Raw genomic sequence first — 15,048 nt, forward strand, 5'->3', positions numbered from 1 at the left:
AGATGTTTCGTTCGTTTCAACAGCGCAGCTGGCTCTCGGTCACTCTTTGGGTGGTGATCATCGCGTTAATCGTTGCTGCTCCATCGGTTCTGCCTGTGTTCCGCCTTAACCTTTTGGGTCGGTTTTTATCTCTAGCGATCGTGGCGCTTGGGATTGATTTGATTTGGGGCTTTACCGGTCTTCTCAGTCTCGGGCAGGGTATTTTCTTTGCTCTTGGAGGTTATGCCGCTGCGATGTATCTCCAACTCAGGAGTTCTATTGATATGCCCAACTCCATTCCTGAATTTTTCAGTCTGTATGGGGTTGATCGGTTGCCATTATTCTGGGAGCCTTTTCGCTCGCCTCTCTTTACGCTCATCGCAATTTGGCTGATCCCTGCTTTGCTTGCAGCTGTGTTGGGGAACTTAGTGTTCCGTAATCGAATTAAGGGTGTTTATTTTTCGATTCTGACCCAAGCCGCTCTCTTAGTTTTTTTCAATTTCTTCAATGGACAGCAAAAGCTAATTAATGGCACCAACGGTCTGAAAACAGATGTCACTGTGCTGTTTGGTCAGCTCGAGTTGGGATCGCCAGAGATGCAGCGAGGCTTCTTTTGGGTGACGGCTGTTGTTGTGATCATCGTCTGGATGTTTTTACGATGGGTTGTGCGTGGTCGCTTTGGAAATGTTCTGATTGCGATCCGCGATGATGAGCCCAGACTTCGCTTTGCTGGGTATAACCCAACATTGTTTAAAACAATCGTGTTCGCAATCGCTGGGGGCTTGGCGGGTATCGGTGGAGCGCTCTATACAGTGCAATCTGGAATTGTTTCCCCCCAGTTCATGACTGTTCCCTTTTCGATCGAAATGGTCATTTGGGTTGCTGTTGGTGGTCGTGGAACCTTGGTAGGAGCGATTTTGGGATCCGTTGTAATCATGTATGCCAAAAGTTTGGTAAGTGAAGCCTTACCGGAAACTTGGCTTTTCATTCAAGGTGGGTTGTTTATTCTTGTGGTGACGGCACTGCCTGAGGGTGTGATTGGTTGGTTCAGAGGAGAGGGACCAAGAAATGTGATGTCTCGCCTGGGTTTTTCTCGGCCGATTGGTACTTATCCTCAACTTGAAGTTGATGGCAATGAGGAGGTGCAGCCATGAGCCGAATCGTTTCTGACTCCAGAGCACTTCTGGAGCTCAAAGACATCACGGTTAGTTTTGATGGTTTTCTTGCCCTTCGAGACCTAAATCTGAGCTTGCAACCTGGAGAGCTCCGGGCTGTAATCGGTCCAAATGGGGCTGGGAAAACCACGTTTCTCGATGTCATCACTGGCAAGGTTGCACCCAGCTCAGGAGGCGTGCTTTTTAAAGGTCGCTCTCTGGTTGGAATCCCTGAACATCGCATTGCTCGGCTTGGAATTGGTCGTAAATTCCAAAGCCCGCGTGTGTTTGAAGATTTAACGGTTCAGGACAACTTGGTATTGGCTGTAAGTCGGTCAAAGCAGCCTTGGACTTTGCTTTTTGGTCATATTAGTGCTGAACAGCGAGACCAAGTTCACCATCTCATGAACATCGTTAATCTTCAATCTCGCTCTGATTGGAGAGCTGGATCTCTATCTCATGGACAGAAGCAGTGGTTAGAAATTGCGATGTTGGTTGGCCAGGATCCTGACCTCTTGCTGGTGGATGAGCCAGTTGCAGGTCTTACAGATGAGGAAACTGACCTAACGGCTGATTTGCTGAAGTCTTTGGCTGGAGAACACACTGTTTTGGTGATTGAGCACGATATGGAATTCATCCGTCGTCTTGAGAGCCCGGTGACCGTGCTGCACCAGGGTCATGTTCTTTGTGAGGGCTCGATGGATCAGGTGCAACAGGATCCTCGAGTGATCGAGGTTTATTTGGGAACTACGGAGGACGAAGCTCAATGACAATGCTCGAGATTCGGGGTCTCAACACTTATTACGGCGAGAGCCATATTCTTCGAGATGTTGATCTGAGGGTCCTCGCTGGGGAAATGGTTTGTCTCATCGGCCGGAATGGAGTGGGTAAGACCACACTCCTTAAGTCTCTGATCGGTTTGCTTAAACCACGATCCGGTGAGATTATTTTTGAAGGCCATGGAATGGAGCGTCAGCCTCCTCATCAGCGTGCAAGGTCTGGACTTGGTTATGTACCTCAGGGGAGGGAAATTATTCCTCAATTAACTGTTGAAGAAAATTTGATGTTAGGGATGGAGGCTCTCCCAGGAGGTCTTTCTCGAAATCGTCGAATTGATCCTTTTATTTACGAGCTCTTCCCAATTCTTCAGGAGTTTCTTTCACGTAAAGGAGGAGATCTCTCTGGAGGTCAGCAGCAGCAGCTTGCTATTGCTCGTGCTCTCTTGGGACAGCCTAAATTGTTGCTTCTTGATGAGCCAACGGAAGGGATCCAGCCCAATATTGTGCAAGATATTGAAGCTGCCGTTCAACGAATTATCGCTGAGAAAGGGATTGGTGTTTTGCTTGTGGAACAGCATTTGCATTTTGTTCGACAAGCGGATCGTTATTACGCCATGCAGCGCGGTGGAATTGTGGCCAGTGGCTCTACGTCCGAGCTCAGCCAAGATGTGGTGGATCAGTTTTTAAGTGTGTGAGCGCGTGGGGGGATACTTCTGGTAAAGCGCTGTTGACTGCAATCGGCAGCACCAGAAGGGCCATCCCCGCCAGGACTGCGAGATGGGCCAGATTCGAGAGTTCCAGGGGTTGTCCTTGGCTGAACAGCTCCATGTCCAACACAAGTAGTCCGAGATAAAGCCCCCACCAAAGTCCTGCTTTGGTTTCAATCTGCTGGTGTTTTCGCCAGTTGTGGAGAGCAAAGAGCAGGCTCGGGATTCCGATGGCGAGCACGGCTCCCTCTAGCGCTGTACGTCCGCACCAGTTCGTTGCCCACGTCGCCATCACAAAGGCCACAGCACTGAGTGCTCTGGGATAGGGAATCCGAAAATGGCCCTGTTCTTGAGGAAGTTGTTGGCGCAGCGCCAACAAGCTTGCGGGTCCCATGGCTAAAGCGATCATCTGGGCTGCGGTGAGAAAGGCCACAACCTGTTGCCAGCCTGGGCCGATGAAGAACAGGGCACAGCCCAAGATCAGGCTGCTGATGACAGCAATATGTGGCACCCCATTTCTGTTGACCCGACCAAGGGATTCAGGGAGCAGTTTGCAGCGACCCATCATCCAGCTCACTCGCGCCGATACTCCCAAATAGGCCATTGCGGTGGTGCTGGGGGAAAGGGCGGCGTCGATGAGTAACAGCACCACCATCCAGCCCAGACCAAGGCCAAGGGCCAGGGCTGCGAGTGGGCCGCCATGTTGGCTAAGGCTCAGTTGGGACCATCCCTGCTGGAGGGCTTCCGGCGGCACGCTCACCAAGAATGACCACTGCAGCACCAGGTAAATCAACAGGCTGATGCCGAGCCCAAGTCCCATGGCGAGCGGCACATTGCGTTGGGGGTTGCGCGCCTCTCCAGCAAGGTCAACGGCTGTGCGAAACCCAAGGAGGCAGAAAAGAATGCCACCGCTTCCCACGGCATTCACAAGTTCCGTGCCGCTGCCACTCTTGATGGCCGCTGTGTTGCTGCCGATTGTGACCGGAATGCTCATATTGCCCCAGTGCTGACTGAGCAGCATCAACACAGCCGCCACCAGGAGAGGCACGATCAACTTCCAGATGGTGAGGTTGTCGATCCAGCGGGCGAGACCCTTCACACCGTTGAGGTTGATCCAGGTAAAGAACACCATCAACAGGATGGCGACAGCTAGACCGGCTCCGCTGAGAACTTGCGTGCCGTTGCGTTCCTGCGTGAGCCAGGGCAGGCTGCTGTCGAGATAATCGAGCATCGCTAAGAGCTCGATGGTTGGCACGCACAGATAGCTGATCCAGATGCTCCAGCCACCGACGAAACCCGATAAGCGACCGTGGCTGAGGAGTGGAATCTGGGCCAATGCCCCGGAACTGTTGATGAGAGAGCCCAGCTCCGCAAAGACCAGAGCGAGAAGAAAGGAGATCAAGCCTCCTAGAAGCCAGGCGGGAAGGCTGGCGGGTCCGGCCGTTCGGGCGGCGTAATAGGAGGCGAACAACCATCCCGATCCAATCGTTCCGGTGACGACGGTGAGGGTGAGGCTTGTGAGGCTTAACTCACGCCGTAATTCCATATCGCCAATCGCTTGTTGCTGCGCTCAGGATGGCAATGATTCCTCAGAATGAGATGACAGTAAGGATCTCCAAAGGGTTTCTCCCCGGCCGCTGATCGTGAGTGGCTCATCATTCACGTGGTTGATCGTCTTACAGCCAAGACTGTTGATTAACAACCATTGATCACCTGGTTGAGGTTTGGATGAAAGCGACTGCTCTTTAATTAGCCCCTGTTTGAGGCCTTGACCTCGCATCACTCCAGGTAGGCAGCCATCACTTAAAGGGGGTGTGAGCCATTGGCCATGGCGGAGCACGACAAGGTTGGCGCTGCTTCCGCAGCACAGTGAGCCATTGGTGCTGAGCATCAATCCATCGTCAGCTCCCCTCTGTTGCGCCTCCCGGCGTACTTGAATCGCTTGTCCGTAGGCAAAGGTTTTGCATCGACTCATCAGACTGGAGGCATGCCGATATTCATGACGACTGATCCATGTGCTGATGGACTCGAACGTCGGAGTATGCGTTTGTAAGGTGAGCCAAAAGCGATGCCTGGAGGGGTCGGCTGCGTTGTGATCGAGCCCAATCCCTCGTTGGCTTCCATCGCCTCGACTCCAGTTCAGGCGCAGGGCGCCCTCCCCATGCTCAAGCCCGAGTCGCTTGATCGCTTCTTGAATCAACGAAACCAACCAGGGTTTTTGGGGTGGTGGTGCCATCCCTAACAGCTCACAACTTCGCTGCCATCGACGGAGGTGTGCATCGAATAGGCAGGGACGGTTGTGTTGAACGAGGATCGTTTCGAATAGTCCGTCGGCGAGCTGCAGCCCCCGATCGCTGAGTGGCAGCGTCAGCTCTGCAGGCCGACCCCATGCTCCGTTGATCCAGGCGATGGAGTGTTGTGGCTCAGATGCTGTCACTCCAGTGCCTCTAACAGTGGTAGCAGTTTCCAGTCCAGTTCATCGGCTTCTGCTTGAGGATCCGAGTCGGCAACGATTCCGCAGCCTGCATGCACCCGAAGCTCGTTGTCTTTGCGCAGAACGGTGCGAATCAAAATATTGCTGTCAAAACGCCCATCCCAGTTCAGCGTTAGCAAAGAACCGCAGTAAGGACCTCGCCCTTTGGGCTCTAGTTCCTGAAGCCTTTGGCATGCCCTCAGCTTTGGTGCACCACTAATCGAACCACCTGGCCAGCTCGCCTCTAGGAGATCCACCCAGGTCAGCCCGTCTCGGAGTTGGCCTTTGACGACCGAGGTGAGGTGGTGGACTCGGGCATAGCTTTCGAGCTTGACCAGTTGAGGGACATCGACGCTGCCAGGCACGCAGACCCGGCCAAGGTCATTGCGTAGCAAATCGACAATCATCACGTTTTCGGCACGGTCCTTTTCGCTGCAAACCAATTCAGCGGCTTGGTTGGCATCCCGTTGTGGATCGGAGTCCCGAGGGCGTGTTCCTTTGATGGGTCTCGTTTGAACAGCACCGTTGGGCAGCACTTCCATGAAGCGTTCCGGTGATGTGGACAGGAGTGCTTCGCCATCGGCCTCACCGCTGGCAACGACGAGACCCGCAAAGGGTGCGGGACAGGTTCGACGCAAGCGCAGAAAGAGCTCCAAATTGTTGATCGGCTCTCGCAAGGTTGTGCTGGTGCAGCTGGTGAGATTGGCTTGAAAGAGATCGCCCATCGCGATCAGTTCACGGATTCGCTCAACGCCCTTGGCATAGGCCTTTCTGTCGCTGTGGCGTATCCACGCTGTATGGAGCGGGTTGGGGCTGCGGAGTGCGTCAGGGTGTTGTTTGAATCGTTCATGAAGGCCCAGAATCCAGCGCTCCATCGCGGCATGGCGCTTGGCATCAAGCCCCTCAATCCAAACCTCCCGTTGTTGGAGGTCAAAGCGCAGAACGGGGTCGTGGCGACCGATCCAAAGGCTGGCCATGGCATCGCTTCGCCAAGCGTTTGTGGGTTCGAGCCAGGCGGCAGCGTCGTAACTCAGCCAGCCCGTCCAGTGCCCAGGATTGAGCGAGCGCAGAGCCTCAAATGGATTGGTGGCTCCAACCTCTCCTGGCAACCCCCGGCAACAGAGTTGCTCGAGAGGGTCAGCGGCCAGGGTGAGCCAACGGCCCAAGTCGCTGGCATCCCCGTCCAGCCAAATCAAGCCAGCTTCTCCGTGTTCTTGGGCGAGCGCTTTGGCCACGGAATCAGGTTCGATCCAGGGATGGCTGCTGCGAATCAGCTTCTGGGTGCCGGCGTGATTGGAGGTCATGGACGGCCTGGGCTGCACAGGTCCGGCCGTCCGGCTGCGAGCAGTGCTTCATCACGGATTCGGCAGCTGTCGCAGACACCACAGGGCACATCTCCGCCGCTGTAGCAACTCCAGGTGCTTTCGATGGGAACCCCTAGATGTAGTGCTTCTTCTGCAATTTTCTGTTTACTCCACTCCACAAGTGGTGCCCATAGCTTTGGACCATGGCCTTCTCGTCCAGCGCGGCTGCTGAGGTCTGCAAGATCTTGAAAGGCCTCTAAATAATCCGGCCGGCAGTCGGGATAGCCCGAGTAGTCCACGGCATTGACGCCCAGCACCAGTCGATCGGCACCCCGCGCTTCGGCGAGGCTGAGGCCGATTGCAATGAACACGGTGTTTCGCCCTGGCACATAGGTGCTCGGGATGATGCCTGGCTCAACGCCGTTTGTGGGAAGGGTTTGGGCGTGATCGGTGAGCGAGGAGCCTCCCCACATCGCCAAATCCACCTTGATCGTGCGGTGTTCAGCCAGATTGAGAGCGTTAGCGATGTTTACGGCGGCATCCAGCTCACGCCGATGGCGTTGGCCGTAATCAAAGGAGAGGCCAATCACGCGGAAGCCTGCCTTCATGGCGAGCGCCGCGGCCGTTGCGGAATCGAGCCCTCCCGAGAGCAGGGCAATCGCGGTGGAATCGGTCATGCTTGCATTCTGTTGCCGTGTGGGTATGACCATGGGTCTGGGATTCTTGAGGCTGGCACTGCCGCTGCTGATGGTGGCTGTTTCAGCTCCTGCTGTGGCGATTCCCCGTCTTGACCTGAGTGGCTATCCAGCACCCAAGCAAGGCCTCAAGCGTTGGCTGATTCAGCCCTCGGGCTTGTTGCCGAAGAGTGACGACGCCATGATTTCGGCCCATCCACTCGATTGGCGCATCCAGTTGATCGTGGGAAAGGAGGTGGAGGTTGATTGCAATGTCAAGCGCTTGTCGGGGCCGTCTTTATCGATGCAGCGACTGCCTAAAGCTTCTGGGAAGGCCCTGTTTGAAGTGAGTGGGCCAGTGCTTGTGTTGAGTACGCGCATGGCTTGCACGTCGGAACAAGCCAAAGGCAAATCCTTTTTGTCCCTCGGCAAGCAGCCCTATTTGATTCCCTACAACGCCTCCTGGCCGGTTGTGGTGGATCTGCCTGATGGCGTGGAGTTGCGCTGGCGAGTTTGGAAAGCGGAGACGCTTCAAAAGGAAGCGACGAAGCTCTAATCGTTTAGAGCTCTCTTAGGGAGTCGGTTTTGGTTTGGAAGGTGTTAAGTAGTAACTGTAGATAGCTAACGCTGCGTAATTTGATGTTAGCTGTTAAAGACATTCCAACCTGAAGCGGCAACGTCTTGCCGTTTTTGACTTTTAGTTGCTGGCTGTCTAATTTGATGACTGCTGGGTAGGCATACCCTTGACGCATCTTTTGTTGATCAGGAGGGAGTGCGTCTGATCCCACGGACTGAACTTTCCCTTCCAGCACGCCAAAATCGCTGGCAGGAAAGGAATCAATGCTGATGTCGGCTTGTTGACCTATGCGCACGAATCCAATTTTATTGCTCGGAATTTCAACATCAGCTTCTAAAGTATTGAAGGGCACGACCTTTAATACGGCCTGGGACGATTGGGCCTGAGAAATATATCCAGGGTTGTTTAATTGTAGATCAAAGACAATACCGTTTACGGGCGCTCGAAGCGTTTGATTCTTGTTGGTTACTCTTACTTCGGTGAGGTTTGCGTTCAGTTGAGCGCGTTCACTGCGGAGTCCTGCTAGTTCGGCATTTAATTGTTCAATCTGTTGGTTGATTTGATTGATCTGGCGTTTGCCTTCAAGCTCTAACTGGGTCAGTTCTCCTTTGAGTCCAGCCACTTTGTTGCGCTGCTGCAGGTACTGGATATCGGGTGTGGCTCCTTCTCGGGCTAGGCCTTGAAGTCGACCAAGAATCTGGCTTTCAAGATTCAAATTGTTTCGGGTGGTGGAAAGCTGTTCACGATTGAGATCGAGCGTACGTTCGCGCTCCCGTTTTTTTAAGGACAATTGCTCCTGTTTCTGGAGGATTTGGGATGTTTTCTCCTTAACACCTTGCTCGAGTGATTTCAGCTGTTCGGTCGTACTTTCCTGATCAAGTCGAATCAGCGCCTGGTCTTTGGTTACCCGTTCACCGCTTTTCACCAGGATCTCTTCAACCACAGCGCCTGCTGGGATTCGAATTTCTTTGACGTTGCCCACAGGCTCGAGTTTGCCTGTGGCTACTACCACCTCTTCGGTGCGTGCAATGCCCAGCCAGCCGATACAGAACGCGGTTGTACCAATCAAACTCCAGGTCACCGCTTTGACCCAAAACTGACTTTGCTTGAGGACAGCTTCGTTGTGATCGCCAGTGCTGACGCTGCTTTCGAGCTTGTTCTGGGCTTGACGGACCAGATTGCCGATTGGATTTGTGCCGGTTTTGCTGCTCTTTGGAGGCAGCTTTTTGTTTGGGTTTGTCATGTTCAACTGGCCTCCTGCTGGCGGTAAAGGGCGTAGTAGCGGCCTCGTTTTTCCATCAATTCATCGTGGGATCCCTGTTCGACGATGGCCCCCTGGTGCATGACCACGATCCGGTCTGCCCGGCGCACGGTGGATAGGCGATGGGTGATGAAGAAAACGCTGCAGTCATGCAATGCATTGATCAAGTTGTCGCAAACCTTGCGTTCGGTTTCGTAGTCCAAAGCGCTTGTGGCTTCATCCATCACTAGTAGTTTTGGATTGGCCAGCAGGGTCCTTGCGATTGCAATCCGTTGCCGTTGTCCACCACTGAGGGATGCGCCTCGTTCACCCACTGGCGTGGAGTAACCACTTGGCAGCTGCATGATGAATTCATGGGCGCAGGCGATCTTGGCAGCCGTCACGATCGTGTCGCTTGCAACATCAGGCTGGGTTAGTGCAATGTTTTCACTCACGCTTCCTGAGAACAGAAGTGGATCCTGGGGCACGATGCCAATTTGGCGTCGGAGCGAATAAAGCTCAACCTTGTCGATGTCGTAGCCATCGATCAGGATCCTTCCTTGATCAGGGGCATAGAGCCTGGGGAGAAGTTTCATCAAGGTGCTTTTCCCGCTGCCGCTCTGCCCGACGATCCCTACAAAGGTCCCAGCTTTTACATGCAAATCAATATCATTCAGAACAGGTGGTGAGCCTTTACTGAAGGTGAAGCTGAGGTTTTCGAAGCTCACATCTCCTTGAAGAGATGGAAGTGGAACTTTGGCTTTATCGAGTTCGTTTGATTCCTGAGGTGTGTCGATCACATCGGCGAGCCGTTCGAAGCTCACTTTCAGCTCCTGAATGCTTTGCCAGATGGTGGAAAGGCGTAGAAGTGGCTGGGTGACGTAACCGGAAATGATCCGGAAAGCGATCAGTTGTCCCAGGGTTAGATCTCCGGAGAGAACCAAAGTGGCACCTACCCAAAGAACAAGTAGCTGAGAAATTTTTTGAAGCACTTGAGAGGTCTGACTCAGAGCTGTGCCGCTGATGGTTTTCTCAAAGGTGCTGCTGATGTATTCGGCGTAGCGCTCTTGCCAGGTGTATCGGCTCACCATTTCAACGTTCTGACTCTTCACCGTTTGGATGCCAGTGAGCACTTCCACTAAGTGACTTTGAGTTTTGGCATTGGCTTCTGCCGCTTTTCGGTACTGACGCCGGAATAGGGGTGCTCCAAGGAGGGTGAGCCCTATCTGAATTGGGAGGACGGCGAGGGCAATGAGGGTGAGCAACCAGCTGTAAAACAGCATGACCACGATGTAAATCACCGAGAAAGCAGCATCAAGAACTGTGGTGAGTGCCTGACCAGTAAGGAAGTTGCGGATCTTTTCCAGCTCGCTGATCCTTGAACCCAACTCACCGACCGGTCTTTTGTCGAAATAGCCAAGGGGCAAGCGCAAAAGATGGTCGATGACTTCTGCACCTAGACGCTGATCGATGCGATTGGTGGTTTCTGCGAAGAGGAACGTTTTGAGGCTTCCAAGCACACCCTCAAGAATGGTGACTGCCACGAGGGCGATGCCCAGCACTTGAAGAGTGTCAAGGCTGCGCTGATTAATCACCTTGTCGATGATGACCTGAATCAGCAAGGGATTTGCCAGCGTGAACAGCTGTACGACGAAGCTGGCTGCAAGCACTTGCACCAAAACATTGCGGTAGCGCTTGAGTGCCGGCCAGAACCAGCCCGGGCCGAAGTTCTGTTCAGGAGTGGTGTTGGTGCGATCGAGCAGTAATAATTCGATTCCCTCTGGGAAGACCTCTTCAAGTGTTGAGGCTGGAAGATCGACGAATCCCTGGCTAGGTGAGGCGAGTACGACACCGCGCTCATCACTACGGATGACAAGCGCAAAACCGCCCAGCCACGGGATCATGGTGGGTGTCTGCAGGCGGGTTGCGAAACGCGCAGCAACCTTGGCGCCTGAGACATGCAAGCCAAGGCCTGCTGCAATCTGTCCGCATAGGCGCAGGGTTGGGGTTTGACCACGCCTTAATTGATCACGGAGCACCTTCTCAATGGCGTCGCGCCGGAAGGGCAGCTTCATCAGCTTGGCCAGCATCTGGAAGCAGGCGAGGGTTTCCTGCAACGGTCCCTCTCCGCCAACGAAAAAGTCGCGGTCTTCCGCTTTGCTGCTGTTGAAGCGGCTGACGGGTGGCCTCAGTGGTGCCTTTGGAATGTCTTCTTGACTGGACTTGTCTTGCGCGACGTTACCGACCACTTTTGCGACAACAAGTTCGGCTTGCGTGTCCTGATGGAGCTCTTGAATGTCTGCACTTGGAAGGGCAATCAGCCGAAGGGGCAACTGATGGATGTCTGTTGGGAGGGCAGAAATCTCATCAACATTCGTGAGTTCCTGCCCAAGTTCGGTGGAGCCATCTTCGCCTGGTTCCCCACCGACAAATACACGCTCTTTAGCTGTGAGGGCCGATTGGATCGCGTCGTGGTCGGTTGGATCAAGGAGATGAGCTTTTGGGAGAAGCTCTTCGATCCAACTGCTGAGAGGTCGGGTTTGCTTGGGCGCCTTGTTCAGTAGGGACGTCAATAATGCTGCAAGCTCAGCTGTCCATAAGTGGTTTCGGCAGCCAGCGGCAACATCACTGTTGTGACGAACAAGATCTAAAAAATCTTCGTCGCTAATCCGAAGCGCAACAAGTTCAGATGCAGCACGAACGTCCTCACAAGGTGCTCCTCTTAACAGGGAAGCCGCTCCTACCAGTTGACCTGCTTCCAGTTTGGTCAGGGTGCTGAGGCGTGCTCCTTGTTCGCCTAGAAGACGAGCACTGCCGCTTTCAATCAGAAGAACCTGGCCGGGAATGAAGCGAGATTCGCAAAGTGGTTGTCCGAGTTCGTAACGCAAGGCTTCACCGCGTTCACGAATGATCTGCTTCAGGGCTGTAAGCCCCTCGAAGGGTGAGGAAGTCAGGTTCATCAGGTCAGTCCCTCACCATTGTTGCTGGAGAGAACGGCTTTGACTACCTCGTTTGTTTCCGCATTCATCCATTGCTGGAGAAGTTCGGTGGCCATCCGCTGCCGCATCGGATCGTCGAAGCTGGCTTCAAGGCGCTCCTCCAATCTCGACACAACCCACCACTTTTCAATGAGGACTGGTTCGAGAACGACCCCAGGGGTGGCAGTCTGAAGGCGCTTGCGCAGTTGGGGATGAGCCCGCATCAATGAAGCGGGCCCGATTTTTCCACCGCTTCGCTGCTCCGGCCCTTCGCTGTATTGGGTTGCCAGGGCCTCGAAGCTCGTTTCACCGGCTTCCAATTGAAGGTAAAGCTCATGAGCCAAACCTGAATCCTTCACCCGTAGGAGGCTGTAGGTGGCTTCATCTAGTGCTTCCTTGCGTTGAAGGAACTGGGCTTCAGATTTGGCGGCAAAAGAATCGAGAGCCAGTTTGCTGAGTTTGAGAGGGAGGCTCAGTTGCAGCAGCAGTTCGTCTTTGTTGATGAACCTCTCTGCCAACCAGCTTTTTAAGGCTTCCTCGTTGTTGAGTTGCTCCTTCTGACAATGGTTTGACAGCGCTTGTGTCAGAAGCTCTTCAGGAGGATTGAGCTCATGGGTCGCCTCTTCAACCAGCAAACGTCGCACGAGTGGCCGCAACTGGTCGGTGCGTCTTAAAAGGTCAACCGTGGTGCTCTCTACATCGTTGAACTTCGACAAAACCATCGGACGGCAATCTTTCATGACTGTGAGGCGTTCCGTTCCAACGACGTTGATCGTGATTCAGATCAGCTGCATCGTCATCCATTCATGACGAATTCAGATTGATTGCTAAAAGCAGGGTTTGGACAGACTGCCTCAGCGCACGCCAAGCCATTTGTGGCTTTGCATGCTCAACCTCCAACGCTGATCTTGCCGAACTTTGCCTATGGCTAGTTGCAGACCTTCCTCGCAGTCCCAGCCAGGCTGAAGCAACCAATTGGCTTGTGGCGCTTGTGCTGCCACCACCTCCGCAAACAGCAGATCTGCCGGCTCGTGCACAACAACCTTGAGCTCATGACACGCTTGCAACACATCCGGCCTTGGCGGCTTGTGGCGCTTTGGAGAGAGGGTGATCCAGTCGGGGGCACCACTCAATCGATCGACGCCACTGGTTTCAAGATGCACGGGCTGAGCGCACTGTGAGCGAATCGCAGCGGTGAGCTCATCAAGGTTGTGGTGCAAGGGTTCTCCACCGGTGATCACCACGAAGGCGGCTCCGCTGTCAGCAGCATCAGTGGCTTCAGTCGCTAAGTCCATCACTAGACGCTTCGGATGCGAGTCAGCAGGCCATGAGTGCTTGGTGTCACACCAGCTGCAGCCCACAGTGCATCCCGCCAGGCGGATGAAAAAAGCACTTCGCCCTGTATGAATCCCTTCCCCTTGCAGAGAGTGGAAGGTCTCAACAACGGGCAACGCGTGGGTCAAGGCTGCAGGCTGGGATGACTGGTTCCAGTCGCTGAATTGTTTTGTTGGCGCATGGCTTCGCTGGGGCTGGAGGGCAAGCGTTGTTGGGCCGCTTCGATCAGACCCCGGAATAGGGGATGGGGCCGGCCGGGTCTGGATAGGAATTCAGGGTGGTATTGACAGGCTGTGAAGAAGGGATGTTCAGGGAGTTCGATCAGTTCCACCAACCGGCCATCGGGGGAACTTCCGCTGATTTCGTAGCCAGACTCGAGAAACAGGTTTCGGTAGGCGTTGTTGAATTCGAAGCGATGGCGATGGCGCTCATAGACCACTTCTTCCCCATACAGTTTTGAAGCGAGGGTGTCTGCAGCAACCCTGCAGGGATACACCCCAAGCCGCATCGTGCCCCCAAGGTCAACAACGTCTTGTTGCTCAGGCAGAAGATGAATCACAGGATGGGTGGTTCCTGGCTCGAGCTCAGCGCTTGTGGCATCGGTAAGGCCTGCCAGATTGCGTGCCCACTCGATCACGGCGCATTGCATCCCTAGGCAAAGGCCAAGAAACGGCACGCGTTGCTCTCTGGCCCAGCGAATGGCGGCGACTTTTCCGTCGACACCACGGTTGCCGAATCCACCTGGCACGACCACGGCGTCCATGCCTTTGAGAAGGGCATCGGCGCCTTGATTTTCAATTTCTTCGGCGCAGACCCAGTGCAGATCGAGGGAGGCATCTTGGGCTAAACAGGCGTGGCGCAGGGCTTCCACAACCGATAGGTAGGCGTCATTGAGTTGGACGTATTTGCCCACCAAGGCGACTTTGACCGCGGGACCGGGATTGCGGAGTTTGTGAACCAGTTGCGCCCAGTCCACCATGTCGCTGTCGTGATCTTCAAGGTCGAGGACGTCGAGGACTTCACGGCACAATCCTTCGTCTTCGAGCGTGAGCGGCACGGCGTAAATGCTGTCGGCATCCAAGGAGGGGATCACAGCGCGCTGCGGTACACCACAGAAGCCTCCGATTTTGCGTTTGAGCTCATCGTTGATGTCGCGATCACTGCGGCAGACGAGCAGATCTGGCTGGATCCCGATCGAGCGCAGCTCCTTAACGGAGTGCTGGGTGGGTTTGGTTTTCAGTTCTCCCGATGTGCCGATGAAGGGGAGCAGGGTGACGTGGATGTAGGCCAGATCGCGTCGCCCCACATCCCCTCGGAACTCTCGAATGGCTTCCAGGAAGGGCAACGATTCGATGTCACCAACGGTGCCACCGATTTCGGTAATCACCACATCGGCATTGCTATTCGAGGCCACACGGTGAATGCGGTCGCGGATTTCACCGGTTATATGGGGGATGACCTGGACGGTCCCGCCGTTGTAACTGCCTCGGCGCTCCTTATTAATGACGGACTGATAGATCGAGCCGGTGGTCACGCTGTTCAGGCGTGACATCGCGGTGTCGGTGAAGCGTTCGTAATGGCCTAGATCCAGATCGGTTTCGGCACCGTCTTCGGTGACAAACACCTCACCATGTTGAAACGGGCTCATCGTTCCTGGATCCACATTGAGGTAGGGATCCAGCTTCAGGATGGAAACGCTGTAGCCCCGAGACTTCAGCAGGCGCCCGAGGCTCGCGGCCACAATCCCTTTGCCGATGCTGGAGACCACACCGCCGGTGACAAACACGAACTTGGCCATGGCTTGCTCGGCAACGTGTCAATTTACCGCTGTAGACCTTCACCCGTGTA

The 15,048-nt window shown here is 54.5% G+C and carries 13 protein-coding genes; 4 read left to right on the forward strand and 9 right to left on the reverse strand.

Annotated elements, in window-relative coordinates; translation table 11 throughout:
- The first annotated feature begins 2 nt into the window (after positions 1–2).
- The 3 genes from urtC to urtE are packed head-to-tail and all read left to right on the forward strand — an operon-like array spanning position 3 to position 2,607.
- Positions 3–1,133 carry an urea ABC transporter permease subunit UrtC gene (gene urtC / locus DXY38_RS08980; RefSeq protein ID WP_115071358.1) on the forward strand — a complete coding sequence of 377 codons (1,131 nt, stop codon included), beginning with the start codon at positions 3–5 and terminating at the stop codon, positions 1,131–1,133.
- Entirely contained in the window at positions 1,130–1,903 is a 774-nt protein-coding gene (gene urtD, locus DXY38_RS08985) for an urea ABC transporter ATP-binding protein UrtD (RefSeq protein ID WP_115071359.1), read from the forward strand. The genes urtC and urtD overlap by 4 nt, the downstream gene beginning before the upstream one ends.
- On the forward strand, positions 1,900–2,607 hold the full coding sequence (urtE, locus tag DXY38_RS08990; RefSeq protein ID WP_115071360.1) for an urea ABC transporter ATP-binding subunit UrtE: 708 nt from the start codon (positions 1,900–1,902) through the stop codon (positions 2,605–2,607). The genes urtD and urtE overlap by 4 nt, the downstream gene beginning before the upstream one ends.
- Here the strand turns inward: urtE and DXY38_RS08995 are convergent.
- From DXY38_RS08995 to queC, 4 genes are read right to left on the reverse strand one after another with little or no spacing between them, the layout of a single operon-like run.
- The gene (locus tag DXY38_RS08995; RefSeq protein WP_115071361.1) at positions 2,570–4,165 is read right to left on the reverse strand and encodes an APC family permease; all 1,596 of its coding nucleotides are present in this window, start codon (positions 4,163–4,165) and stop codon (positions 2,570–2,572) included. The two genes, urtE and DXY38_RS08995, sit on opposite strands and share 38 nt — an antisense overlap.
- 24 nt (positions 4,166–4,189) lie before the next feature.
- Entirely contained in the window at positions 4,190–5,056 is an 867-nt protein-coding gene (locus DXY38_RS09000) for an aminotransferase class IV (RefSeq protein ID WP_115071362.1), read from the reverse strand.
- Complete coding sequence (locus DXY38_RS09005; RefSeq protein WP_115071363.1) at positions 5,053–6,396, reverse strand: anthranilate synthase component I family protein; 1,344 nt, start codon at positions 6,394–6,396, stop codon at positions 5,053–5,055. Before DXY38_RS09005 ends, DXY38_RS09000 begins: the two co-directional genes overlap by 4 nt.
- On the reverse strand, positions 6,393–7,073 hold the full coding sequence (gene queC / locus DXY38_RS09010; RefSeq protein ID WP_115071364.1) for a 7-cyano-7-deazaguanine synthase QueC: 681 nt from the start codon (positions 7,071–7,073) through the stop codon (positions 6,393–6,395). Before queC ends, DXY38_RS09005 begins: the two co-directional genes overlap by 4 nt.
- 31 nt (positions 7,074–7,104) lie before the next feature.
- Here queC and DXY38_RS09015 point away from each other — a divergent pair, with 31 nt between their 5' ends.
- Complete coding sequence (locus tag DXY38_RS09015) at positions 7,105–7,626, forward strand: ecotin family protein (protein WP_115071410.1); 522 nt, start codon at positions 7,105–7,107, stop codon at positions 7,624–7,626.
- A 4-nt stretch (positions 7,627–7,630) separates the two neighbouring features.
- Here DXY38_RS09015 and DXY38_RS09020 read toward each other — a convergent pair whose 3' ends face one another.
- From DXY38_RS09020 to DXY38_RS09040, 5 genes are all read right to left on the reverse strand, one after another.
- Positions 7,631–8,890: an HlyD family secretion protein gene (locus tag DXY38_RS09020; protein WP_115071365.1), complete on the reverse strand. Its 1,260-nt coding sequence runs from the start codon at positions 8,888–8,890 to the stop codon at positions 7,631–7,633.
- Between the two features lie 2 nt (positions 8,891–8,892).
- On the reverse strand, positions 8,893–11,847 hold the full coding sequence (locus tag DXY38_RS09025; protein WP_115071366.1) for a type I secretion system permease/ATPase: 2,955 nt from the start codon (positions 11,845–11,847) through the stop codon (positions 8,893–8,895).
- The gene (locus DXY38_RS09030) at positions 11,847–12,605 is read right to left on the reverse strand and encodes a peptidylprolyl isomerase (protein WP_244279073.1); all 759 of its coding nucleotides are present in this window, start codon (positions 12,603–12,605) and stop codon (positions 11,847–11,849) included. The genes DXY38_RS09025 and DXY38_RS09030 overlap by 1 nt, the downstream gene beginning before the upstream one ends.
- Before the next feature lie 114 nt (positions 12,606–12,719).
- On the reverse strand, positions 12,720–13,328 hold the full coding sequence (locus DXY38_RS09035; protein WP_115071367.1) for a 7-carboxy-7-deazaguanine synthase QueE: 609 nt from the start codon (positions 13,326–13,328) through the stop codon (positions 12,720–12,722).
- Positions 13,325–14,998 (reverse strand): CTP synthase, encoded by a 1,674-nt coding sequence (locus DXY38_RS09040; protein WP_115071368.1) that lies wholly within the window; start codon positions 14,996–14,998, stop codon positions 13,325–13,327. Before DXY38_RS09040 ends, DXY38_RS09035 begins: the two co-directional genes overlap by 4 nt.
- Positions 14,999–15,048: the final 50 nt, after the last annotated feature.

Source organism: Synechococcus sp. UW179B, from assembly GCF_900474245.1.
Classification (GTDB): domain Bacteria; phylum Cyanobacteriota; class Cyanobacteriia; order PCC-6307; family Cyanobiaceae; genus Synechococcus_C.

Excerpts from the sequence above, each read along its gene's own strand:
- urtC (WP_115071358.1), top strand. The coding sequence starts at position 3 with ATGTTTCGTTCGTTTCAACAGCGCAGCTGGCTCTCGGTCACTCTTTGG.
- urtD (WP_115071359.1), top strand. The coding sequence starts at position 1,130 with ATGAGCCGAATCGTTTCTGACTCCAGAGCACTTCTGGAGCTCAAAGAC.
- urtE (WP_115071360.1), top strand. The coding sequence starts at position 1,900 with ATGACAATGCTCGAGATTCGGGGTCTCAACACTTATTACGGCGAGAGC.
- DXY38_RS08995 (WP_115071361.1), bottom strand. The coding sequence starts at position 4,165 with ATGGAATTACGGCGTGAGTTAAGCCTCACAAGCCTCACCCTCACCGTC.
- DXY38_RS09005 (WP_115071363.1), bottom strand. The coding sequence starts at position 6,396 with ATGACCTCCAATCACGCCGGCACCCAGAAGCTGATTCGCAGCAGCCAT.
- queC (WP_115071364.1), bottom strand. The coding sequence starts at position 7,073 with ATGACCGATTCCACCGCGATTGCCCTGCTCTCGGGAGGGCTCGATTCC.
- DXY38_RS09015 (WP_115071410.1), top strand. The coding sequence starts at position 7,105 with ATGGGTCTGGGATTCTTGAGGCTGGCACTGCCGCTGCTGATGGTGGCT.
- DXY38_RS09020 (WP_115071365.1), bottom strand. The coding sequence starts at position 8,890 with ATGACAAACCCAAACAAAAAGCTGCCTCCAAAGAGCAGCAAAACCGGC.
- DXY38_RS09025 (WP_115071366.1), bottom strand. The coding sequence starts at position 11,847 with ATGAACCTGACTTCCTCACCCTTCGAGGGGCTTACAGCCCTGAAGCAG.
- DXY38_RS09030 (WP_244279073.1), bottom strand. The coding sequence starts at position 12,605 with ATGAAAGATTGCCGTCCGATGGTTTTGTCGAAGTTCAACGATGTAGAG.
- DXY38_RS09040 (WP_115071368.1), bottom strand. The coding sequence starts at position 14,998 with ATGGCCAAGTTCGTGTTTGTCACCGGCGGTGTGGTCTCCAGCATCGGC.